This is a genomic window from Aquimarina sp. Aq107 (assembly GCF_943733665.1).
Lineage (GTDB): Bacteria > Bacteroidota > Bacteroidia > Flavobacteriales > Flavobacteriaceae > Aquimarina.
The window spans coordinates 152,057-176,492 of sequence record NZ_OX030782.1; the positions used below are offsets into that span (position 1 = coordinate 152,057).

24 protein-coding genes are annotated in these 24,436 nt (G+C 33.8%); 20 read left to right on the forward strand and 4 right to left on the reverse strand.

Features of this window, described 5'->3' with window-relative positions; translation table 11 throughout:
* The first annotated feature begins 9 nt into the window (after nt 1–9).
* Entirely contained in the window at nt 10–957 is a 948-nt protein-coding gene (locus NMK29_RS00570; RefSeq protein ID WP_108805170.1) for a GSCFA domain-containing protein, read from the forward strand.
* A 34-nt stretch (nt 958–991) separates the two neighbouring features.
* Here the strand turns inward: NMK29_RS00570 and NMK29_RS00575 are convergent, their stop codons facing one another.
* Both NMK29_RS00575 and NMK29_RS00580 read right to left on the reverse strand, forming a co-directional pair.
* Nucleotides 992–1,411: a hypothetical protein gene (locus NMK29_RS00575; RefSeq protein ID WP_108805171.1), complete on the reverse strand. Its 420-nt coding sequence runs from the start codon at nt 1,409–1,411 to the stop codon at nt 992–994.
* A 184-nt stretch (nt 1,412–1,595) separates the two neighbouring features.
* Entirely contained in the window at nt 1,596–2,399 is an 804-nt protein-coding gene (locus tag NMK29_RS00580) for a S24 family peptidase (protein ID WP_199915070.1), read from the reverse strand.
* 288 nt (nt 2,400–2,687) lie between these two features.
* Here NMK29_RS00580 and NMK29_RS00585 point away from each other — a divergent pair, with 288 nt between their 5' ends.
* The 4 genes from NMK29_RS00585 (at nt 2,688) to NMK29_RS00600 (ending at nt 7,634) form a co-directional block, all read left to right on the forward strand.
* Nucleotides 2,688–2,843: a hypothetical protein gene (locus NMK29_RS00585; protein ID WP_155839766.1), complete on the forward strand. Its 156-nt coding sequence runs from the start codon at nt 2,688–2,690 to the stop codon at nt 2,841–2,843.
* A 304-nt stretch (nt 2,844–3,147) separates the two neighbouring features.
* The gene (locus tag NMK29_RS00590) at nt 3,148–6,381 is read left to right on the forward strand and encodes a M14 family zinc carboxypeptidase (protein WP_159092331.1); all 3,234 of its coding nucleotides are present in this window, start codon (nt 3,148–3,150) and stop codon (nt 6,379–6,381) included.
* Between the two features lie 421 nt (nt 6,382–6,802).
* Nucleotides 6,803–7,231, forward strand: a complete 429-nt coding sequence (locus NMK29_RS00595) for a TIGR02594 family protein (RefSeq protein ID WP_108805173.1) — start codon at nt 6,803–6,805, stop codon at nt 7,229–7,231.
* On the forward strand, nt 7,224–7,634 hold the full coding sequence (locus NMK29_RS00600; protein ID WP_027395265.1) for a phage holin family protein: 411 nt from the start codon (nt 7,224–7,226) through the stop codon (nt 7,632–7,634). Before NMK29_RS00595 ends, NMK29_RS00600 begins: the two co-directional genes overlap by 8 nt.
* Before the next feature lie 157 nt (nt 7,635–7,791).
* Here NMK29_RS00600 and NMK29_RS00605 read toward each other — a convergent pair whose 3' ends face one another.
* Nucleotides 7,792–9,552 carry an aromatic amino acid hydroxylase gene (locus tag NMK29_RS00605; protein ID WP_108805174.1) on the reverse strand — a complete coding sequence of 587 codons (1,761 nt, stop codon included), beginning with the start codon at nt 9,550–9,552 and terminating at the stop codon, nt 7,792–7,794.
* Between the two features lie 207 nt (nt 9,553–9,759).
* On the opposite strand from NMK29_RS00605, the gene NMK29_RS00610 reads away from it, so the two are divergent.
* Entirely contained in the window at nt 9,760–11,424 is a 1,665-nt protein-coding gene (locus tag NMK29_RS00610) for a T9SS type A sorting domain-containing protein (RefSeq protein ID WP_159092332.1), read from the forward strand.
* A 5-nt stretch (nt 11,425–11,429) separates the two neighbouring features.
* Here NMK29_RS00610 and NMK29_RS00615 read toward each other — a convergent pair whose 3' ends face one another.
* Complete coding sequence (locus NMK29_RS00615; RefSeq protein ID WP_108805176.1) at nt 11,430–11,858, reverse strand: META domain-containing protein; 429 nt, start codon at nt 11,856–11,858, stop codon at nt 11,430–11,432.
* A gap of 144 nt (nt 11,859–12,002) precedes the next feature.
* Between NMK29_RS00615 and NMK29_RS00620 the strand changes: the two genes are divergently transcribed.
* The 14 genes from NMK29_RS00620 to NMK29_RS00685 all read left to right on the forward strand — a co-directional run bounded on the left by NMK29_RS00620 (nt 12,003) and on the right by NMK29_RS00685 (nt 24,413).
* Nucleotides 12,003–12,572: a TetR/AcrR family transcriptional regulator gene (locus NMK29_RS00620; RefSeq protein ID WP_027395268.1), complete on the forward strand. Its 570-nt coding sequence runs from the start codon at nt 12,003–12,005 to the stop codon at nt 12,570–12,572.
* A gap of 78 nt (nt 12,573–12,650) precedes the next feature.
* Nucleotides 12,651–13,724: a 1,2-phenylacetyl-CoA epoxidase subunit PaaE gene (gene paaE / locus NMK29_RS00625; RefSeq protein WP_108805177.1), complete on the forward strand. Its 1,074-nt coding sequence runs from the start codon at nt 12,651–12,653 to the stop codon at nt 13,722–13,724.
* A 66-nt stretch (nt 13,725–13,790) separates the two neighbouring features.
* A complete protein-coding gene (paaA, locus tag NMK29_RS00630) occupies nt 13,791–14,747 on the forward strand; it encodes a 1,2-phenylacetyl-CoA epoxidase subunit PaaA (RefSeq protein ID WP_108805178.1) in 957 nt (318 codons plus the stop codon).
* 64 nt (nt 14,748–14,811) lie between these two features.
* Nucleotides 14,812–15,096, forward strand: a complete 285-nt coding sequence (paaB, locus tag NMK29_RS00635) for a 1,2-phenylacetyl-CoA epoxidase subunit PaaB (RefSeq protein ID WP_027395271.1) — start codon at nt 14,812–14,814, stop codon at nt 15,094–15,096.
* 63 nt (nt 15,097–15,159) lie between these two features.
* Nucleotides 15,160–15,915, forward strand: coding sequence for a 1,2-phenylacetyl-CoA epoxidase subunit PaaC (gene paaC / locus NMK29_RS00640; RefSeq protein ID WP_027395272.1), 756 nt, complete (start codon nt 15,160–15,162; stop codon nt 15,913–15,915).
* 69 nt (nt 15,916–15,984) lie between these two features.
* Nucleotides 15,985–16,488, forward strand: a complete 504-nt coding sequence (gene paaD / locus NMK29_RS00645; RefSeq protein ID WP_108805179.1) for a 1,2-phenylacetyl-CoA epoxidase subunit PaaD — start codon at nt 15,985–15,987, stop codon at nt 16,486–16,488.
* Nucleotide 16,489: 1 nt separating this feature from the next.
* Nucleotides 16,490–16,858 (forward strand): VOC family protein, encoded by a 369-nt coding sequence (locus NMK29_RS00650; RefSeq protein WP_108805485.1) that lies wholly within the window; start codon nt 16,490–16,492, stop codon nt 16,856–16,858.
* Between the two features lie 45 nt (nt 16,859–16,903).
* Nucleotides 16,904–17,683: an enoyl-CoA hydratase-related protein gene (locus NMK29_RS00655; protein ID WP_108805180.1), complete on the forward strand. Its 780-nt coding sequence runs from the start codon at nt 16,904–16,906 to the stop codon at nt 17,681–17,683.
* Between the two features lie 3 nt (nt 17,684–17,686).
* On the forward strand, nt 17,687–18,889 hold the full coding sequence (locus NMK29_RS00660; RefSeq protein WP_108805181.1) for a 3-hydroxyacyl-CoA dehydrogenase NAD-binding domain-containing protein: 1,203 nt from the start codon (nt 17,687–17,689) through the stop codon (nt 18,887–18,889).
* Nucleotides 18,890–18,909: 20 nt separating this feature from the next.
* A complete protein-coding gene (locus NMK29_RS00665) occupies nt 18,910–19,317 on the forward strand; it encodes a PaaI family thioesterase (protein WP_027395277.1) in 408 nt (135 codons plus the stop codon).
* A gap of 23 nt (nt 19,318–19,340) precedes the next feature.
* Nucleotides 19,341–19,889, forward strand: coding sequence for a hypothetical protein (locus NMK29_RS00670; RefSeq protein WP_159092333.1), 549 nt, complete (start codon nt 19,341–19,343; stop codon nt 19,887–19,889).
* Nucleotides 19,890–19,931: 42 nt separating this feature from the next.
* Nucleotides 19,932–21,143, forward strand: coding sequence for an acetyl-CoA C-acyltransferase (locus NMK29_RS00675; protein WP_108805183.1), 1,212 nt, complete (start codon nt 19,932–19,934; stop codon nt 21,141–21,143).
* 3 nt (nt 21,144–21,146) lie between these two features.
* Nucleotides 21,147–23,642 carry a phenylacetic acid degradation bifunctional protein PaaZ gene (gene paaZ / locus NMK29_RS00680; RefSeq protein WP_108805184.1) on the forward strand — a complete coding sequence of 832 codons (2,496 nt, stop codon included), beginning with the start codon at nt 21,147–21,149 and terminating at the stop codon, nt 23,640–23,642.
* 18 nt (nt 23,643–23,660) lie between these two features.
* Nucleotides 23,661–24,413, forward strand: a complete 753-nt coding sequence (locus NMK29_RS00685) for an enoyl-CoA hydratase/isomerase family protein (RefSeq protein WP_108805185.1) — start codon at nt 23,661–23,663, stop codon at nt 24,411–24,413.
* The last annotated feature ends 23 nt before the right edge of the window (nt 24,414–24,436 follow it).

Consider the following 24,436-nt stretch of genomic DNA (forward strand, 5'->3'; position numbering starts at 1 on the left):
GGACTACGTATGAACTTACAAACCAAAATACCCTTAAAACCTCAGCAACCAAAAATTGATTATAATTCAGAGTTATTATTGATGGGGTCCTGTTTTGCTGAAAATATTGGAGAAAAATTTTCATACTTTAAATATAAATCATTAGTAAATCCTTTCGGAATACTTTTTCATCCCAAAGCGATTGAAACTTTTCTGTGGATGGCGACTCAACGAGAGTCATATACAGAAACGGATTTGTTTTACCATAATGAGCAGTGGCATTGTTTTGATGCACATTCTAAGTTAAGTAATCCAGATAAGGAGCATTTGTTGCAATCTCTAAATGGAGCATTAGATCAGACATACCAAAAGATTCAATCGGCGACTCATATATGTATTACTCTAGGAACGGCTTGGGTGTATCGTCTACAAGCCCTGGATATGGTGGTGGCAAACTGTCACAAAGTATCTCAAAAGGAGTTTAGTAAAGAGCTCCTGTCTGTAGAAGAAGTAACTCAATGTTTGTTAAACAGTGTTGGATTAATAAAAAGCCTGAATCCTAATGTAAAAGTGATATTTACCGTTTCTCCGGTAAGACATAGTAAAGATGGTTTTGTAGAAAATAATCTTAGTAAATCACATTTAATCGCTGGGATTCATCAGGTAATAAAAAACGATACTACAGCTGTTTATTTTCCTTCTTATGAAATAATGATGGATGAGTTAAGGGATTATAGGTTTTATAATGCAGATATGATTCATCCAAGTGATGTAGCAATTGACTATATATGGGAATACTTTAAACAAACTTGGATTTCTAATGAAGCACTAATTGTTATGAACAAAGTTAAAGAAGTGCAAAGTGCCATATCACATAGACCTTTTAATCCGAATAGTCAGCAACATCAGCAATTTCTTGAGAGACTAGAACAGAAAAAAAATGAAATTCAAAAAGAATATGCTTTTATTACATTCTGATCTTCAAGATATTGGGTAATCAACAAAGAGGTTTTTAATTAAAGAAACCAGATAGTAAATGTAAACTACCAGCTATTACTCCTGCTCCGAACGAGTCAGAATTTAATGGATTATCCCAAGATTGGTTTTGTAATGAGATGTTTGCTACTGGATCAAATAGGGATTTATGAGTAAATGCATTGTTTCTTACTACTAAATAAGGGCGAGTTCTGGAAATTCCAAAAGAAGGATAGTCCGTAAATCGAGAAATTCCAAAAAACAACCTATAATCATTACTTTTATTATTAATTCCGGGTAAACGATAGCTTTTAGTGATATCCACTGGAATAGAGTCTATGATCAACGTCTTTGGGGACTTTTTCTTACTTAAAGACGGAGACTTTATTGATTGAGAATATATTACGCCAAAACCCATAAAAAGAATAACAGAAAGTAAAATTTTAAAATTCTTCATAATTAGCAAACTGATTTACTTCATTGCATCAAAAAACATTCCATAAATATACGTTTTAAAATGTTAACCTATTGATTGTTAGTCTCACTAATGTGTGGAATAGATATATGTATAGAAAACTTTATTGTGAGGTTTTTTTACGTGAGATCGGGTTATAACTATAAAAGTTATGCCCGATCTTTATTTAGTTATTCCTTCTTAATTCTTCTTCTAACAAAACAATTTTAGTTTCCAAGTCATGTAAACGATCGTAAACATCTACAGGTTCAGGCATTTGTTTAGAAGCAAACATAGTGACATACCAGGCTTCCATGATTTCTTCAGAATTTATAGTATATGTGGGGTAATTGCCATCTTTATTGTCAGATTTTAGAATAAGTTTGCCTCGTTCTTCAATTCTATTGATAATTCGTTTTAAAACAATACCATCATTCTTGCTTACGATTACATAGATCCTTCCATCTTTTATGTCATTTAGGTCTTCTACATATTTTCCAAAAACAAGATCTCCATCAAAAAAAGTTCTGACCATAGAATTACCTTGTACTTCGAAACATCTAAAAGTGCCATTACTCAAATGAGGCATATTAAATGTAGGAAGAGTTTCTATATACTCTGTATCACCATAACCATCTAGGTATCCTGCTCTTGCTTTTATAGGTACATAAACTACATTTTCATCTCCTTCTTGATTTACAGCGACTACTTGTGGGATTCCACCATATGTTGTAGTTTCCTCTTTTTTGTCTATTAATATGTTGCTGCTTTTTCCAAAAAGATATTCAGGGTTGATAGAGAATTCATTAATAATGCTTTCTAGTAAATCGTAACCAGGTTTGGTCCTTTTTCTAGAGCCATCGGATTGGAGTCTTCCAGTAGTAATACTATCTATGGTGGTACTGGTAACTCCTATTTTTTTAGCGAAAGAATGATTGTTTAAACTAAAAAAATCGATTATTTCTCTAATTTTTTCATCAATTGCTATCATTATGCTGCGTTTTTATTTGAAACATATAAAGAAAATAAATTCAAACAAAACACATAATATATCTGTATTTTGTTGATATTTTCTGTAAAATGTTGTATATTTGTACTGTAATTAGTTGCTAAAATAGGAAAAATTATTCATAATCAAACATTTGTGTTAATTCTATTGCAACATTTTCAGGTAAAATAGCATAAGACGTCGTGCTAGAGTCACTTTAGAAGGATAACTATTCAAACTTTTGTTTGAATTAGGTGGTGTTTTTATGTTTAATTTAAAATTAAATGGCTCATGCAGCGAAGTAAACTGTTATTAGAAAAGCGTAAACAGTTTGTTCAGAATTATGTCGAAAGCAATTCGGAAAAACAAATGAAAGTTATTGTAGAAGAGTTGATAGAACAACTTTTTATTTCAGAAAAAACAATTTATAATATTCTAAAAAACTAAGAATTAGTTGGGATATTAAGAACTTATAACGCAGATTTAGGATTAGATTATTTCCAAAATAATATAAATAATGCTCTTGTAAGAAGGTTAGTTTTAGATTTATAGAAAATCAAAATGTAGACTGGTCTAGCATATTTTTTAATAGTTAATCTATTGATAAACTGGGCTATTACAAATGGAGAAAGATCTGATTTTGCATCACTGTTTTGATGTTTTTTAACCTATCTTTATAACTATTAAAACCAATTTAACTATAAAGACTACTTATAACCAAAGTATGTCTTACACAAACACTCTTAAAACCATGAAGAACAAACAAATGCTTGCCTTATGGGTCTGTCTGATCCTAGGTGTGTCGCTATTTGCGCAGAAATCTCAGAAAGAACTTGCAATTGAGTATATAAATCTCAAAGGAGAGGTGATATTCGATATTAAGATAGAAAGTCCTTCTCAGCTACAAACGTTTACAAAAGGATTATCTATTGTCCATTATGATGAGGTAACAGGTATTGTAAAGTTAATGGCTAATAAATCTCAATTTGATGAATTTCTGGATAAGGAAATTCCTTTTACTACAACAGAGGATGATAATATTATTGGGTATAGAACAATGACATCGGATCTTTCTATCAAAGCTGCAACATTTCCTTTAACGGCTTACCCAACATATGCTGATTATGTTAGTATGATGAATGACTTTGCTACCAATAACCCAACTATATGTCAAGTCCAAAACATTGGCTCTACTACGGAAGGAGATAAAGCATTACTTTTTGTGAAATTGTCCGATAATGTTGGTGCAAATGAACAAGAACCACGTGTTATGTATACGTCTTCTATGCACGGAGATGAGATTGCTGGGTATCCAATGATGCTTAATCTTATTGATTTTTTATTAACTACATATAATGATACATCTCATCCAAGGCATCTAGAAATTAAGCAGCTTTTGGATAATAATGAAGTATGGATTAATCCATTGGCTAACCCTGATGGAACGTATAGAAATAGTGCTAGTAATACATCGGTGGCTAATGCTACTCGAGGTAATGCTAACAATGTAGATCTTAATCGTAATTATCCTGATCCAGATGATGGAGCAAATCCTGATGGGAATAATTATCAAATAGAAACACAACATTTCATGAATTTTGCTGCATCAACACACTTCGTACTGTCAGCTAATTTTCATGGAGGTATTGAGTTGATTAATTATCCTTGGGATACTTATGCTGGAGCGCATCCAGATGAGGATTATTTTGTTCATGTTTCCGAAGAATATAGAGATTTCTGCCAGCAGAATAGCCCAAGTGGGTATTTTGATGCCTTAAATAACGGGATTACTAATGGGTATGACTGGTATGAGGTACAAGGAGGAAGACAGGATTATCAAATACATTTTCATAAAGGGAGAGAGTTAACTGTAGAGCTTTCTAACGCAAAAACTCCTCCTGCAAATCAACTGGTGAATTTCTGGAATTATAATCAAGAAGCGCTTATTGGTTTTTTGAAACAAGTAAATTATGGAATACGTGGTGTTGTTACAGATGCTGTAACGAATCAACCAATAGATGCAAAAGTGACTGTTGTGGGTAAAGAAGCGTATGAGACATGGACACCTACCGAATTGCCAGAAGGAGATTATTATAGACCAATTAAAGCAGGGACTTATACGCTTCTTTATGAAGCCGAATGTTATGAGTCAAAAACCATAAGTGGTGTTGTAATTGCAGATGGTCAATCGGTAATACAAGATGTTCAACTTACTCCATTAGGAGCAACAGCTCCTACAGGATTAACAGTTTCTTCTGTGCAATCGACTAGTGCTGATTTAAATTGGTCAGGTAGTGCTGGAGCTAGTTTTGATCTTCGGTATAGGGAGATAGGCGCTGTTAATTGGACGGTAGTTTCAGTAAATACTAATACGACTAGTATTTCTGGTTTAATGGTAGAAACTGATTACGAAGCTCAGGTTCGTAGTATATGTACAGCAACAATTGTTTCTCCCTATAGTGATTCTGTATCTTTTACTACAACCGCTACACCTGCTTGCGCTGGAATTACTATATTTCCATATGCAGAAGGTTTTGAGTCGAGTATTGGGCTATGGACTAATAATACTAATGATGATATTGATTGGACTAGAGATAGTAATGGAACACCTTCTAGTGGTACAGGTCCATCTTCTGGTCAAGAAGGTTCATTTTATATGTTCACCGAAGCTTCAGGGAATGGTACTGGATATCCTGGAAAAATAGCATTATTTGATAGCCCTTGTATTGACCTTTCGGTATTAACTGGTGCAACGTTAGAGTTTGGATATCATATGAACGGGACTAATATGGGATCTTTAGAAGTTTTAATTAGTAACAATGATGGATCAAGTTATGCATCGATTTGGAGTAGGAGTGGAAGTCAAGGAGATCAATGGAATCAAGTGTCGTTAGATATTTCTGCATATGCTGGTTCGGTGATTCAGCTTAGATTTAAAGGAACTACGGGAAATGGATTTCGAAGTGATATAGCTATTGATGATTTGAAAATTATTTCGACAACACCTGATTCTCAAGCTCCTTCAGCACCGACCAATCTAACCGCGTCTAATATTACAGGAACTACTGTAGATTTATCTTGGAATGCATCTACTGATGATATAGGTGTTTCTGAATATGAAGTATATCAGGGAGCAACCTTAATAGCAACTTCGGTAAATACGAATACTACTATTGGTGGATTAAACCCAGATTCAGAATATACATTTGTTGTGATAGCAAAAGACGCTGCTGGGAATAGTTCTTCTGCAAGTGATTCTGTAACTTTTATCACAACTGGAGTTGTAATTACATATTGTGATAGTCAGGGTACTAATGTAAATGATGAATATATTGATTATGTGGGTATAGGAGGTATAGATAATGCTTCTGCAGCAACTAGTGGATATACTGATTATACAGGTCAAACAGGCGCTGTGTCTTATGGGCAAAATACTATTGTACTAAGTCTTAATTATACGGGAACAGTATATACAGAATATTGGAATGTTTGGATTGATTATGATCAAAATGGAGCTTTTGAGAGTTCTGAGTTGATAGTTTCAGAATCTACACGTAGTGATGCAAATCAATCATATGATTTTACGATACCTTCTAGTGCATTGTCTGGAGCAACAAGAATGCGAGTAACTTTAAAATATAATGCGACAGCTACACCTTGTGAGACTTTTACATATGGAGAAGTAGAAGATTATACTATAAATATTGGAGGAGTCACTACTTCTCGAGAGAGTAATGTTTTGAGTTTTGGGACTAATGAAAAATTGCAATTATACCCTAATCCCGTTAGTAAAGGAGTTTTATTTGTAAGAGGTGTTTCTGATGAAGAGACAAAAGCTACTATTTATAATTATGTTGGACAGAAAGTAATAAATGCTAAAATCATCAATGGTAATATTGATGTAAGTAGTTTGTCGAATGGATTATATCTTTTACAAGTAGGTAGCGATGATCATAAAAGAATAAAAAGGTTTATAGTTCAATAAATATAGTTTTTAAATAATAAAAGATAAAATTCTAAGAAGGCTAAATCAAGAGGTTTTTTCCGAAAGTTTAGTCTTCTTTTTTACTCCCGTAGTTGCAGTATTTACTAATAAAAAACCTTCAGAAACCCTTACTATTTTCGTATATTTATATATGCTTTTCAACGCACTATATGTATTGATTTTATTGATAAATCTATGACAAAAGTGTGCTAATGGTTTACTGTAATTATGTACAAAAAAAGAAAAAGTTTTTAGGTTCCTGCAGGGTTATATTATGCCTAGAAACTTCTACTTTTTAGTATACTTAATCAAGCTCTATGTAATTATTTAAATTCAGGAAGAAGTCTGAGAAATTTAGTTAAATGGATAAAGTTTTTTGAATAAAGTAATTCTTGTAGAGGTAATCAAATTTTTTTAACGTATGAATATTTTAGAAATGGCGCTATCTCAGTATGGCGTTACAGAGATTAATGGTTCTAAAGATCACCCACAGATCATTTCTTATTTTAATGAAATTGGTTTTGATGGTGCTCATTTACGTAATGACACTGCTTGGTGTAGTGCATTTGCTAATTGGGTAGCAAAAAAGACTGGATATTCTTATTCAGGACAGCTTAATGCTCGCAGTTGGCTTAATGTAGGTAAATCCACAGATACACCAACAGCTGGTGATGTAGTGATTTTGTGGAAAGAAAAACCATGTAGTAGAAAAGGCCATGTAGGTTTTTTTATTAAAGAAACTAGAGGGTTTGTGTACGTTCTGGGAGGAAATCAAGATAATAGAGTGTGCATAAGAGCATATCCTAAAAATCGAGTATTAGATTACAAAAAATTAATGAAACATGGATAAAATTATAAGTATGGTATTTTGGTTGCTTACGATTCTTTCACCGGTTAATGGAGTAATGATGACAATGGTCTTCCTTATTTTGGTAGACTTTATTACGGGTTCGTACGCGGCTTATAAAAATAAAATCCCAATAAGTAGCGAACGAATTGGGAATACGATCTCTAAGTTTTTTATATATAACTTAGTAATTCTAGCATCGTTCTTATTAGAAGAGTATATTGTAAATGAGGTTCCTTTTCTTAAAATAATAGCAGGTTTTGTGGCTATTACTGAGATCAAGTCTATATTAGAAAATTTTAATAAAATTTATGGTCTTGATCTTTTTAGAGCTTTAGTAAGCCTATTAAAGTCCGGAGATCTTTCAGACACAATACGCGCTATTTCGAAAGAAGGAAAAAAGTAATTAAATAAAAAACTGCTATATGTTGATTATTTCTTCATCAAAGTTACAGCAACTGCCATTTGGGTAACATCGTGATAAAAGAATACTTGGGTAATGTCAAAATCAAGAAATAATCAGCGTATAGCTTATTTGTAAGACTAAAAATAGGACTGCGGAATTAGGCAATTAATGTCTTTTGATTAATAATATTAATTCCACTATCTATTAGGTGTCTGATTTCTGTCTTTTTTGTTTTAATATGATCTAAATGATTTAAAATTTCATTTGCAAATTTAGGTTCTCTGTCATAAACTAATTCGTAAATCTCGATAGATAATAACCAATCCTCTGAATGATCTTTTTTTATAATGTCAAATACTGATTCTAAGGAAAATCTTGAATTTTCTCCATTTCGTATGTTCTTAACAGCTTGATATAAGGAATGTAATTCTTGCTCTTTTGAAGAATAGGTTCTTTTTATTGTGTTCATATCTGGGTTATGAGTAATCATGTCAAATGAGTAGTCATCAGCAGGTCCAGAGAATGCTGAAACAATCTCTTTTCCTACAGCTAAATCAAATGTTCCCCATTCAGGTTTAAATAAATATTCATTTTTATATTTAATAGTGCATTCATTAAACTGAATTAAAATAAGTTCTCCTTTAATATTTCTCATTCCCGTAATATTTATTCCGGCGATAGTGATTCCACTTTCGAACTCAAATTCTATATATTCTCCATCATAGAAATTATAGGCTTTTAAATCCCTCGGTGACATGTTTTCAATGGCTAAATTGATACCTTTAAGTTTACCAAGAGGTGATCTAAAACCATTAGGGTGTATGTCAATACCTTGACCAATTAATTCTTTTTCTCTAAACGAAAGTGCAGTAGGGCCTTCAGTTTCAAAATAAATCACTTCATTATCTTCGTTTTTGATCATTCTTGTAAATACGCCAGAAATTTGTAAACCAGTACTTAATTCTATAGTTCCTAAATTCTGAGACTCAATAAGTTTTGCAAGTCCACGATGCCCTCCTTTTCTTAAAGCCATGGTATCCGCAAATTCTTCTAATACTTGACATAGATAGGCAAAATCTGGAGTGACGAATAATTGGGGTTGAGGTTTTGTAATATCAAAATCACGGAACGCAGCATCAGGTGTGTAAGAAAGTTTTTCTACATTATCAGTCATGCACCATTCGCTTTCTCCAATAGAGGAGAGTAATCCTGCACCATAAATTTTAGGATCCTCTACAGTGCCAATAAGACCGTATTCCACTGTCCACCAATGTAGATTACGAATTAAAGCCATTTCCGAAGGTTCTGATTTTTGATTTTGTAGTTCATTTACTCTGTTTTCAGCGTCTTTAATAGCTTCTGGATCAGTATCTGGTGATTCTTTAAGAATTGACAATGTGCGTACTGCATCATACATATCGTAGTCTCTCTTAGAGGAAATAGCTTTGCAGCCAATTTTTCCAAATCGTCGCAAATATTCTGCATAGTCTGGATTAGCAATAATGGGAGCATGTCCTGCTGCTTCATGGATAATATCTGGAGCAGGAGTATATTCTATGTTTTCTAATTGTCTTATGTCCGAGGCTATAACTAGTATGTTATATGCTTGAAATTCCATAAAAGCATTTGGTGGAATAAATCCATCTACAGCAACTGCTGCCCAACCAATCTCTTTTAAGATTCTATTCATACCATACATACTTGGGATTTCATTAATAGAAATCCCTGTTTTTTCTAAACCCTTTAGATAGGATTTATGAGCTACCTTGCTTAGAGAAGCTATGTTTTTTCGCATCACGTACCGCCAGACTGCTTGATCAATAGCAGTATATTCATCATAGTTCTGAGGTTTGATAAATTGCTTGAGGTGTGGGGGTAACCTGTCAAGTAATGGATTGGATTCTATTTGTGATGACATTTTTAAATCAAATTTTGATGCTAAATTCTACAAGCCGAAAAGTACTAGTTTTAATGCTAAGATTAGAATTAATTAACTAATTTTGTTTAGATAGTGTAGGGTTTTAAGTAGATATGTTGTTATTATTACAGTTGATTTTGAGATCTTTATCTCGCCTTAAGTAATATATATTAAAATCAGAATAATTTAATGGATCACACAAATATTATGAAAAAATTCATTTCTTATATACTTATATTGTTTTTTAATGTTACCATTTTTGGTCAAGTAACCAATGAGCTTCCTAAAAGTTCGGATGTTAATCTTGTTAAAACAATAAATGAAGAAAAAATACCATCAGTTAGAATGCCATATTTTGATTTTCAAAAATTAAAAGAAGAAGATAAAATCAATGATAAGGACAAGTCGAAAGTGTATAGGTTTGGTCATGAGTTTAAAGTAGATCTTGGGATTACAAATGCTGGATTATGGACAGATTTACCTAATGGAGATAGAATATGGAGAATAAATGTTATCTCTGAAGGTGCAAACACACTAAATTTTGTTTTTAATTCTTTTAGATTGCCAAAAGGAGGTAAAGTGTATTTGTATAATGAGGAGAAAACATTTCATTTAGGAGCCTATACGGATAAGATGAATAATCCTGATGAAACAATTGGTACGTGGCTTGCTGATGGAGAAAGTATTATAATTGAGTATTATGAGCCTAGCGCAGTTAAAGGAGAAGGGAAATTAAATATAGGTTCTGTTGTACATGGATATAGAAGCGTTAGTAATTATAAAGCATATCAAAAGGATTTAAATACATCCGGTGATTGTAACCAGGATGTAAATTGTCCTGTAGGATCTGATTTTGATAATATAAAAGATATCATCAAAAAAGCTGTTGGAATTACTCTTGTAGGAACTAGTGGATTCTGTTCTGGAACCTTAATTAATAACACTAGCAATGATAAAGCTCCTTATTTTCTTACAGCAAATCATTGTGGAACAGCTAATGCGAACTGGGCATTTCGATTTAATTGGATAAGTACCAATGCGGTTTGTGCAACTTCCGACAATAGCACTGATAATGGTCCATCTAATTATTTTCAAACAACTAGTGGAGCTATTTCTAGAGCTAGCAACCCAGAGTCTGATGTACAGCTTGTAGAAATTACAGGAGGTTTAGATGAAGATTGGGATATTGATTGGGCAGGTTGGGATAGAACGGGTAATACTCCGAGTTTTGTTGTTGGGATTCATCATCCTGATGGAGATATCATGAAAGTATGTAGAGAGAATGTAAGTCCTACTATCGCTGATAATATAAATATTGGAGGAATACCTGATCCTGTTGATACTTGGAGAGTAGATGATTGGGATTTGGGAGTTACAGAAGGAGGATCTTCTGGGTCTGCTATTTTTGATCCTTCGGGTAGAATTGTGGGACAGCTTGCTGGAGGAGGTGCTGCCTGTTCTGGTACTAACGATAATGGAGCACCAGATTTTTATGGAAGATTTAGTATTTCTTGGGATTTTGGGACTACAGATAATACTAGATTGTCAAATTGGCTTGATCCGGAAAATACGGGTAGAACCACACTTAATGCACTTTCTCAGGGAGATGACCCGGGAGATGGTGGTGGGGAAACTACAGAAGAGATAGTTCTTTTTCCTAATCCAACAGAAGGTGTATTGATGATTTCTGATGGAGATGAAAGTGAATTTAGTTATATGGTTTTTGATATATTCGGTCAATTGCTTTTAGAAGGACAAGTCAATAGTAATAGAGAAATAGACTTATCCTCAATGTCTTCAGGGATGTATTTTGTGTGTATGGAAAATCTTTCGGTCGGAGGTAGCTTTACTAAAAAAGTGATAGTACGATAATAGTATTAAAGGGTTTTTTTTGCTACAATAATTTTTTGATCATTTTGATTAATTAAATGAAGAATATTTCCATCTAGTTTTGAGTTTTTCTCTTCAGAGAAGATCTTAAAAAAATCTTTTTCAATAGTACTAGTTTTTTCACAATATATTTTAGTGCCAATAGGGAAACTAGTTGTTAACGAGTTTTCTTCTATATTGTAATTGCAGGAGTAAGAGTTGCATCCGGAAAAACCAGAAAGTGTCTTTGTAGTAGGGTTAAAAATTAAAGTTAGTTTGTATTCAGAGACATCATTTCCGTAAAGTGATGTTACGGCATATGTACCTTCGAGTTCCGATTGTGTGACTGCTTTAGTGTCATTAGAATTAACAGCGTTTATAGTATTACAGTTACCAAATAATAATAAAGAAATTAAAAATAAACCTGCATATTTCATAGTAATTTATATTTCGTGTAAAATATCAAAGAGATGTAGTAATGTTTCCAATATAACAAATTTATTATATTTTTAGTCTTTAATCTCTAAAGAAGGTTTTTGTTAGAGTTTAATGTTTTTAACAATAAGTAAACCCCATTTCCAATGAAACAAGAAAGTAGAAAACAAGAAATTGTAAACGCTGCAGCCATTCTTTTTAAAGAAAAAGGATATAGCGCGGTTACAATGAGAGATTTGGCAACCGCTATGGGGATCAAAGCTGCTAGTTTGTATAATCATATCCAATCAAAACAAGAAATTTTATCTACAATTATTATTGAACTTGCAGAAGAATTTACTACAGGAATGAACCTTATAGTAAAATCTGATCAAAATGCTATTCAGAAGTTAGAAAACATAATAAGTCTTCATATCGATGTTACTTTAAGAAATGCTGATGGGTTGGCATCACTTAATAATGATTGGATGCATTTAGAAGAAGATAATCTTTTGTCATTTGAAAAAATGCGAAATGATTATGAGGAAAATTTTAGACGAATAGTGAAAAAAGGAGTGGATGCAAAAGAGATTAAATCCAACAATATTGAAATTATAGTATTTTCTACTTTATCTACGTTAAGAACCCTTTATTTATGGTATCCGAAGCAAAAAAATATTGATGCTGGAATACTAAAAAAAGATATGATTGAAGTATTACTAAAAGGTGTAGTTTAAAATTAACTGTTAATTAATTGCTTATCAAACTAACAATTGTTAGTTTTGTTATACTATAACGTTATAGTATAATATTTCATGAGTGATTTTCATACCATAAAAATAGCTGAGGTTCTTAAAGAAACTAAGGACTGTACTTCAATAACTTTTGACATTCCTCAAAGTTTAAAGGAGGAATTTGCATATAAACAAGGTCAGTATTTAACTTTAAGAACCGAATTAGATGGGCAAGATGTAAGGCGTAACTATTCCTTATGCTCAAGTCCTATTGATGATGAATGGAAAGTTGCTGTTAAAAGAATAGAGGGAGGCCTTTTTTCCAATTATGCTTGTAATGTTTTAAAAGCTGGAGATGAATTAGAAGTCTTGCCTCCCAATGGGAGTTTTTTTACAGACGTAGATACAACAAGATCTAAGAATTATATTGTTTTCGCTGCAGGTAGTGGGGTTACTCCAATTCTTTCGATCATAAAAACTCATTTAGCTTTAGAACCCGATAGTACATTCAAGTTATTTTACTTGAATCGAACTGTTAAATCTATTATCTTTAAAGAAGAGATAGAAGCATTGAGAAACACTTATTTTGGAAGGTTTGAGATATTTTATTTTCTGACAAAAGAGCATAGAGATATTCCTTTGTTAAATGGAAGATTTACCTCGGATAAGTTAAAAGAACTTACTGATAAGATTATTAATGTTCCTGAGGTAGATGAGTGTTTTATTTGTGGTCCAGAAGAGATGATTTTTCTTATTAGAGATGAATTAGTTGATGCGGGACTATCTAAGGATCATATTCATTACGAGTTGTTTTTTTCTGGAGCTTCAGAAGAAGATAAGAAACAAGCTGCAATTGCTGTAGAACATAAGTTCGAGGGGACTGAAGTTACAATAATTGATGGTGGAAAAGAATTCCATTTCGGAATGGATGATGAATATGACAATATTCTAGATGGAGCATTGGCTGCTGGAGCCGACCTTCCATTTGCTTGTAAAGGTGGTGTTTGTAGTACTTGTAAATGTAAATTGATAGAAGGAGAAGTAGCAATGAAAATAAATTATGCACTCGAAGAAGATGAAGTGGCAAAGGGCTTAGTGTTATCTTGTCAAGCAGTGCCAACTACAGAAAAGGTAGTAGTTGATTTTGATGTGTAATCAGGATATTTTGTAGTTCTGATAAGAAAACTGAACTTGGTTTCAGAATAATAAAACTCCAATGTTATGAGTGAAAAAGAAATAAAAAATCTGGAAGAACTTTTTGACCAAAGAATTGCCAGAGATGAAAAAATCGAACCTAAAGATTGGATGCCAGAAAAGTATCGAAAGACTCATATAAGGCAGATATCGCAACATGCACATTCGGAAATAGTAGGAATGTTACCAGAAGGTAACTGGATATCTAGAGCTCCTTCTATGAGACGTAAAGTAGCATTATTAGCTAAAGTACAGGATGAAGCTGGACATGGATTATACTTATATAGTGCTTGTGAAACTTTAGGGATTTCTAGAGAGGAATTATACGAGCAATTACACTCTGGAAAAGCTAAATATTCTAGTATTTTTAATTATCCTACATTAACTTGGGCAGATATAGGTGCGATAGGATGGTTGGTTGATGGTGCAGCAATAATTAATCAAGTACCTCTTTGTAGTACTTCATATGGTCCTTATGCAAGAGCCATGATTCGTGTTTGTAAAGAAGAAAGTTTCCATCAACGTCAAGGATATGAAATTATGATGACATTGGCTAAAGGAACACCAGAGCAAAAAGAATTAGCTCAGGATGCTTTAAATAGATGGTGGTGGCCATCTCTTATGATGCTTGGTCCTACAGATTCAGAATCTGTGCATACAGAACAATCCATGAAATGGAAGTTAAAAAGAAAAACAAATGATGAACTACGTCAGCAATTTATAGATCAAACTGTTCCTCAGGCAGACCTTATTGGTTTAACGGTACCGGATCCAGATTTAAAATGGAATGAGAAAACTAAGCATTATGATTTTGGAGAAATTGATTGGGATGAGTTTTGGCAGGTAGTTAAAGGTCACGGACCTTGTAATAAAGAAAGGTTGTCAGCTAGAGTCAATGCTTGGGAAGAAGGAGAATGGGTACGTGATGCTGCTATGGCTTATGCAGAAAAACAACAGAATAATAAAATAAAGAAAGCAATTTAATAAATACCTTATTAACTCACTTCTTTCTTTTTTGAGAATTAATGAGAATAAGGGCTTAATGATTATGAAAAAAAATTGGCCACTTTGGGAAGTCTTTGTAAGAAGTAAAAATGGATTAGAACACCGACATTTCGGGAGTTTACATGCTGCTGATGAGGAAATGGCATTAGAAAATGCTAGAGATGTATATACTCGAAGAAGCGAAGGAGTTAGTATATGGGTTGTAGAATCTAAACATATAACTGCTTCTAATCCAGAGAATAATGGAGAGTTGTTCGAGCCTGCTCAGGATAAAGTATATAGGCATCCTACATTTTATACATTGCCGGATGAGGTAAAGCATATGTAATGCATAAAAGGCAATAGTATATCTGCAAAATGGCAATTTGCTTAATTAATGCGATTTTTTAAAATGGAAAAAGAAAATTTAATACAATATATCTACGGAATTGCGGATAATGCTCTAATCTTAGGACAACGACTTTCTGAATTATGTGGGCATGGGCCAAATTTAGAGACAGATATTGCATGTACTAATATAGCATTAGATTTATTAGGACAAACACGTAGTTATTATCAATACGCTGCACAACTTTCTGGAGATAAGGTAACAGAAGACGATATTGCTTTTTTAAGAACAGAAAGACAATATAAAAATGTACTACTAGTAGAGCAACCAAATGTTAATTTTGGATATGTTATCACTCGTCAGTTTTTTTACGATGTTTTTCATTTGTTACTACTACAAGAGTTACAAAAAAGTAAAGATGAAACACTTTCTGCAATAGCTAAAAAATCGATAAAAGAAGTTAGTTATCATCAACGTTTTTCGTCGGACTGGATCAAAAGATTGGGGGATGGAACAGAGGTTAGTAGAAATAAGGTTCAAGAGGCGGTGAATGATCTTTGGAAGTTTACTGATGAATTATTTCATATGACAGAAGATGATAAAAAGATGCTTGAAAATGAGGTTGGAGTGGATGTTAGTCTTTTAAAAGAAAAATACTACCAGGTTATAAACGAAATTTTAGAAGAAGCAACTCTAGTGATTCCTGAACTAAAATGGTTTAGAAAAGGAGGCAAAGAAGGAATTCATAGTGAACATATGGGATATCTTCTTTCAGATCTTCAGTATATGCAAAGAACTTACCCAAATATGAAGTGGTGATGATATAGTAGACATCATTCAAACGATTTATCAAAAGGGTTGTTTTTCAAGAGTAATATTAAAAGTAATATGACAATCACATTAGAACAACATATTGATCCAAAATTATACGAGATTCTACAGAAAGTTAGTGATCCAGAGATTCCCGTATTATCTATTATGGATATGGGAGTGGTAAGATCTGCCAAAATCGTTGATGATACTGTGTATGTTAATATTACTCCCACATATAGTGGGTGCCCAGCAATGGATGTTATAGGAGATGATATTGTAAGTGCTTTTCAAAAAGAACGGATGGATGCTAAGGTGTCATTAGTACTCTCTCCTGCCTGGACTACAGATTGGATAACACCTAGAGGACGAAAAGCCCTTGAGGATTATGGGATTGCTGCTCCTTTAGAAGAAGAAGCTGATAAAGAAGTTTTATTAGGGAATAAGCGAATAGTAAAATGTCCTCAATGCGGATCAACAAATACAAAAATGGTAAGTCAGTTTGGATCTACCGCTTGTAAAGCTTTGTTTCAGTGTGATGATTGTTTAGAGCCTTTTGATTATTTCAAATGTCTTAAATAATATGCTAGGATTAAGAACAACTATATATAAAGTAACTGATTTAGAAAAAGCTAAACAATGGTATGCTAATGCTTTTGATACAAAACAATATTTTGATGAACCCTTCTACGTAGGTTTCAATATTGGAGGATATGAATTAGGGTTGTTACCAGAAGAGGATGTAGTAGAAAACAAAACCGATAATGTGCTTTCTTATTGGGGAGTGAATGATATTCATAAAACCTATGAGAAACTTCTAAAGTTAGGAGCTATAGAACACGAAAAACCAACTAATGTTGGAGGAGAATTAATGGTTGCTTCGGTAAAAGATCCTTGGAGTAATGTTATCGGAATTATATACAATCCGCAGTTTAAATTAATAGAAAAATAATTCCTTAGAGACGTTGTAGTATTTAAGGTAATAAAAACATAAAGTGTGAACTCAATAGAATTAAAAATAGAAAATAATATAGCTAAGATAACTTTAAACCGTCCTGAAACTTTTAATAGTTTCAATAGAGAAATGGCATTAAGACTTCAGGATACTTTAGATGCTTGTGAAGCTAACGATGAGGTCAGAGCGATACTTTTAATTGGTAATGGTAAAGCGTTTTGTGCAGGTCAGGATTTAAATGAAGTTACCTCTCCGGAACTAAACCCAGGATTCAGAAAAATATTAGAAGAGCATTATAATCCAATAGTACAGAGAATACGAAATATAGAAAAACCAATTATTGCAGCCGTTAATGGAGTTGCTGCTGGAGCAGGAGCAAATATTGCTTTGGCTTGCGATATTGTTGTAGCATCAGAAGTAGCAAGTTTTATTCAGGCTTTCAGTAAAATTGGTTTAATTCCTGATAGTGCAGGGACTTTTTTCTTACCAAGGTTGATTGGTTTTCAGAAAGCTTCAGCCCTAATGATGTTGGGTGATAAAGTGAGTGCAGAGCAAGCCGAAGATTTAGGAATGTTATATAAGGTATTTCCAGTTGACACTTTTGAAGATCAAGTTCTTAAACTAGCAAGTAAAGTTGCGCAAATGCCAACTAAGGCTTTAGGGCTTACCAAAAGATTATTAAATCAATCGATGGTAAATACATTAGATCAGCAATTAGCGATGGAGTCTGATCTACAGATAGAAGCAGCTGAAAGTAATGATTATGCAGAAGGAGTAAATGCTTTTATAGAAAAAAGAAAACCTGTTTTTAAAGGAAATTAAGATATGGTGGTAGGAGTTATAGGATCCGGAACAATGGGTAGTGGGATAGCGCAAGTTGCCGCAACAGCCGGATGCAAAGTAAAAGTGTTTGATACAAAACAAGAAGCACTTGATAAAAGTCAAAAAGCTTTGGAAAAAATTCTTTCTCGTTTAATTGAAAAAGGAAGGATTGATAAAGAAGAAAAGGATCAAATTCAAACAAATATTACATATGTAAACGAGCTAAAAGAGTTGAGTGATGCCAATCTAACTATAGAGGCAATCATCGAAGATTTATCAATTAAGCAACGTGTGTTTTCTGAATTAGAAACCTATGTTTCTGATGATACTATTATAGCATCAAATACATCTTCATTATCTATAGCTTCCATAGCTTCTTCGTTAAAAAGACCTGAACGTTGTATCGGAATTCATTTCTTTAATCCTGCACCATTAATGAAATTAGTAGAGGTGATACCGGCTGTACAAACGTCGGATGCCGTAATAAATGAAGTGACTGATACTATTCGGGATTGGAAAAAAGTAGTAGCCATTGCTAAGGATACTCCTGGTTTTATTGTGAATCGTGTAGCGAGACCTTTTTATGGAGAATCACTTCGTATTTATGAAGAAGGACTGGCAGACCTAGCAACCATAGATAGTAGCTTAAAGGAATTGGGAGGTTTTAGAATGGGACCTTTTGAATTGATGGATTTTATAGGGAATGATGTTAATTATACGGTAACTGAAACCGTATTCAAAGCATTTTACTACGACCCTAGATACAAACCATCCTTTACTCAAAAAAGACTGTCAGAAGCAGGATACCTTGGAAGAAAATCTGGTAAAGGATACTATAATTATGATGAACAAGGAAAAATAGCATCTCAGAATATTGGTAGTTCAGTTACTCCCAATGGAGCTGAAAAGTTATCCAAAGAAGAACTCTCACAGTATATATTTAATCGTGTATTAGTGATGTTGATTAATGAAGCTGCAGATGCGCTATTTTGGAATATCGCTTCTCCAGAAGATATTGATAATGCAATGACTAAAGGTGTTAACTACCCTAAGGGTTTACTTGCTTGGGCCGATAAAAAAGGAATTGACTGGTGTGTAAACAAACTTGATAAATTATATGATGAATACCGAGAAGATAGGTATCGATGTAGCCCATTATTAAGAAGAATGGATAGAGAGAATAGAACATTTTTTCCAATTAATTGATTAGAAAAAGATCTAAGATTATGATTGACTCTCAAAAAATACCTCAAAAAATGCTAGACCAAGACCCTTTTAGTCAATGGTTAGGGATAGAAGTTATACAAGTAGAAGTAGGAAGATGTAAAGTGGGAATGACGGTACGAAAAGAGATGCTTAATAGTATGGGTAAAGCTCATGGAGGGATATCATATAGTTTGGCAGATACAGCGTTTGGTTTTTCTGCAAATACCCATGGTAAGTATGCAGTTTCTATAGAAACATCGATCAATCATATTGAAGCTTTAGAAGAAGGAGATTATCTTACTGCCGAGGCAGTCACCGATATAGCAAAGACTAAAATAGGGTTTAATATTGTTGAGGTTAAAAGAGGTGATCAAATAGTAGCACTATTCAAAGGAGTAGTATACAGAACCAATAAAGATTGGCAATAATTAATCAACTAATACACAAACCAATGAGAATTTTTTTAGTATCCATTTTATGTTTGTCAATTTTTTCTTGTGGAAAAGAGACGAAATCAAAAAAAGAAACTTTAGAAGGGACAGAGCCAATTGTTACAGAAACTAAAGAAGAAATATCCGAGGATGTTCAAAATGCTATGGGCGATCTTTTTAACGATCAAGTAATAATGGAAGTAGATGAAACCGTTTTTGTTATCGATAATGGCACTAATCGGGCGAACGAGGATATGTCTGCAGGAATTATGAAAATGGTAGCTCCCCAATCTTATGATGCCTTTAAAACAAAGATGATGCAAGAACCAGAAGAACAAAATGGAGTTACTTCATTAGGAATTAAAGAAGTTGAGTTGGAAGGTAAAAAAGTACTTGTTCAGAAGTCAATGACTTTAGACGAGACAGGTGATAAAATGATTATGATGATGTATGCAATGCCTGCAGGAGAAAAAACAATTATGATATCTTCCTATTTTATGGAAAAGGAAGAATCTAAATACTTACCACTAATTGAAAAATCAGTGGCAACAGCAAAATTGAAAGAATAAAATAGTGATTAAAGTACTATAACCAGATACGCACATATCAGCATGAAAGAAGCATATATAATAGATGGAGTTAGAACTCCTATTGGAAATTATAAAGGAACATTATCTGCGGTAAGAACAGATGATTTAGGAGCTTTAGTTATTAAAGAATTAGTAAAAAAGAATCCAAATATTCCTAAGGAAGATTATGATGATGTGATTATGGGATGTGCTAATCAAGCAGGAGAAGATAATAGAAATGTAGCTAGAATGTGTTCTTTGTTAGCTGGACTTCCTTTTACAGTTCCAGGAGAAACAGTAAATCGTCTTTGTAGTTCTGGACTTTCGGCAATCATACACGCAAACAGAGCTATAAAAGCTGATGATGGAGATATCTTTATTTCTGGAGGAGTTGAGAATATGACACGTGGTCCATACGTCATTGCAAAACCATCTTCGGCATTTGGTAATGATTCTAAAATGTATGATTCAAGTTTTGGATGGAGGTTTGTAAACCAAAAGATGCACGAGCTATATGGTACGGATGGAATGGGAAATACAGCGGAGAACTTGGTAGAGAAGTATAATATTTCTAGAGAGGATCAGGATGCTTTTGCGTACTGGAGTCAAATGAAAGCTACCAAAGCGCAAGAATCTGGGAGATTAGCAAAAGAAATTACTACTGTAGAGATTCCGCAACGAAAAAAAGATCCTATTAAGTTTGTTAATGATGAGTTTGTAAAACCAACTACTAGTAAAGAAGTTTTAGCAAAGCTACGTCCTGCTTTTAAGAAAGATGGGAGTGTAACCGCAGGAAATTCTTCAGGATTAAATGATGGAGCAGCTGCTACAATTATTGCTTCTTCAGATGCAGTCAAAAAATACAACCTTACACCCATTGCACGAATTGTTAGTTCTGCAGTGGTTGGAGTAGAGCCCAGAATTATGGGAATTGGTCCGGTTCAGGCATCTAACAAGGCATTAGAAAAAGCAGGTATCACTATGGATGATATTGATATCATAGAATTAAATGAAGCTTTTGCTTCTCAAGCATTGGCTTGTATAAGAGAATGGGGATTAAAAGATGATGACCCTAGAATCAACCCTAATGGAGGCTCTATAGCAATTGGACATCCACTTGGAGTTACAGGAACTAGAATCACATATTCAGCTGCTTTAGAGTTACAAGAGCAAAATAAACGATATGCACTAATCACTATGTGTGTAGGTGTAGGACAAGGATATGCTTGTGTAATAGAAAACACGAATCTATAATTTATGAAAACACTAGAAAGCTATATAACTGGAAAATGGGCAACAGGTTCAGGTGATGGTATTGTGATGAACGATGCAGTTACTGGAGAAATAATTGGTGCATCCACAACAGATGGTCTAGATATTCCAGAAGTTTTACATTACGGTAGAACCAAAGGAGGAGAAGTACTTAGAAAAATGACTTTTCAGGAGCGTGGAAATATGCTAAAGTCATTAGCTTTATATCTTACTAAAAGAAAAGAGCAATTTTATGAGCTTAGTTATAGAACAGGAGCAACTAGAGTTGATAGTTGGATTGATATCGAAGGTGGTTTTGGTAATCTTTTTGCAAATGCATCTTTACGTAAATTATTTCCGAATCAATCTTATCATGTAGAAGGAGATCCTATTGATTTATCGAGAGGAGGAAGGTTTATGGCGCATCATATCCTAGTACCAAAACGTGGAGTAGCGGTTCACATCAATGCTTTTAATTTTCCAATTTGGGGGATGTTAGAAAAATGTGCGGTTAATTGGATGGCTGGAATGCCGGCAGTAGTTCTACCAGCTCCGCAAACTGCTTACCTTACGGAAGCAGTGGTACGAGTAATTGTAGATTCAGGAATTTTACCAGAAGGAGCATTACAGCTTTTAAGCGGAATGACTAAAAATATCTTAGATACTGTTGGATCACAAGATGTGGTAACATTTACAGGTTCGGCACATACTGGAAGAGTTTTAAAAGCACACCCAAGGTTGATAGAAGAATCTGTACCGTTTACTATGGAAGCAGATTCGCTAAACGCTTGTGTGCTTGGAGAAGATGCAGTACCAGGAACACCAGAATTTGATTTGTTTGTAAAAGAAGTTAGAAAAGAAATGACCGTTAAGACAGGTCAGAAATGTACTGCTATTCGTAGAATCATAGTTCCTTCAAAATTAGTCGAAGATGTTCAGATTGCTTTAGGTAAACAATTAGATAAGGTAACTATTGGGGACCCTAGATTGAAAGAAGTGAGAATGGGGGCTTTGGCAAGTAAAAAACAAGTCGAAAGCTTTAAAAATAATGTTGCAGAAATAGCTAAAACAGCTCAAATAGTTTATGGAAATTTAGATACAATAGAAACTGTTGGTGCTGATGCACAAAAAGGAGCTTTTGTAAGTCCAATTCTGATGAGACAAGATAACCCGTTTCAGCATAAAGGTGTTCATGAGATAGAAGCTTTTGGACCTGTTTCTACAATTATGCCTTATGATACACTTGATGATGCTATAACATTATCTCAGATGGGTAAAGGATCTTTAGTATCCTCTATATTTACTTATGATGATCAGATTGCGAAAGAATACGTAGTAGGAGCAGCTTCTCATCACGGACGTATTTTGATTGGTAATAGAGAAAATGCTAAACAAAGTACAGGGCACGGTTCTCCGCTACCAATGCTTACTCACGGAGGTCCAGGAAGAGCAGGAGGAGGAGAAGAAATGGGCGGAATGCGCGGAATCAAGCATTACATGCAACGTTGTGCAATACAAGGAACACCAACAACTTTAACAGAGGTTACTGGAATTTATCAAGCAAATTCTAAATATAAAGAGTCGGATAAACATCCGTTTGCATATCATTGGGAAGATATCGAACCAGGAATGTCTCTTAAAACTCATAAAAGAACAATTACAGATACAGATATTATCAATTTTGGTAATCTTACTTGGGATCATTTTTACGCACATACGGATATAACTTCTCTTGATGGAAGTATTTTCGAAAAAAGAACTGCGCACGGATATTTCATTCTTGCTGCAGCAGCTGGATTGTTTGTATATCCAAATAAAGGACCGGTTGCCGCAAATTATGGGTTGGAGGAATGTAGATTCTTGCATCCGATTTATCATAATGATACCGTTTACGTAAGATTAACTTGTAAACAAAAAATTGACCGTGATCATCGTGGAAAAGAACTACCAAGTGGTATCGTAAAGTGGTTTGTAGAAGTATTTGATCAAGAAGATGAGTTGACTGCTATCGCAACGATTTTAACGATGGTACAAAAAAAATCACCATTTGTACAAGTAAATCGAGCAAATATTGAGGGATATTTAGCAAGGCTAAAAGAGGATACCAAAGCTACATGGGGATTGATGACCGCTCAGCATATGATAGAACATATAGAGAAAACCATTAGAATTGGTGCCGGAGAGATTCAAGATTTTGAAATAGCTACACCAGAGCAGTATTTAGAAAAAGTACAAGAAATGGTGTATAACCATAAACCAATGCCTAAAGGTCATAAACATCCTTTAATGAAAGAAGAGTCGTTGGAAGCGTTAGTTCACGAAGATCTAATAACTGCTAAAAAGAAGTTGTTGGAAGCAATGGATGAATTTGAAATCTATTTTAAAGAAAATCCTGACGCAATTACGAAAAATGCCGTATTTGGTGAGATGAACAAGTTTGAATGGGATTTGTTAAATGTAAAACATTTGAATCATCATTTTAAACAGTTTGGATTATTGTAAAACATTTAAGAATAAACATTGACACAACCATACGTAAATATAACAACAGAAAATGGAGTAGGAACCATAGAGTTTTTTCATCCAGCACATAATTCTTTACCTGGTGATATTTTAGCCAAATTAGCTAAAACTATAACAGAAGCAGGAGATAATGATGATATTAAAGTAATTGTCTTGAAAAGTGGAGGAAATAGAACATTTTGTGCAGGTGCAAGTTTTAAGGAGTTAATAAATATTAACGATGCAAAAACTGGTAAGATATTTTTCTCTGGTTTTGCAAATGTAATTAATGCAATGCGTACCTGTCCAAAATTTATTATTGGACGCGTACAAGGTAAAACTGTAGGAGGTGGAGTTGGAGTGGCGTCTGCAACAGATTATTGTATGGCTACAAAATTTGCCGCTATTAAATTAAGTGAATTGAATGTGGGAATAGGTCCTTTTGTTGTGGGACCCGCGGTGGAACGTAAAATAGGATTGTCAGCAATGACGCAAATAGCCATTGATGCTAATTTTTTTTATGATGCAGAATGGGCAAGAGACAAAGGGTTATTTACTAAAGTTTTTGAAGATACAGAGGCATTGGATATTGCGGTAAAAGAATTTGCCGAACATTTATGTACCTATAATCCCGAGGCGATGAAAGATATGAAAAAGGCATTTTGGGAAGGAACAGAACATTGGGATACATTGTTAGCAGAGAGAGCAATCATCAGTGGTAGATTAGTGTTAAGCGATTTTACCAAAGAAACGCTTAAAAGATTTAAATAAAACGCTTTGTTATTTCAGCTCAG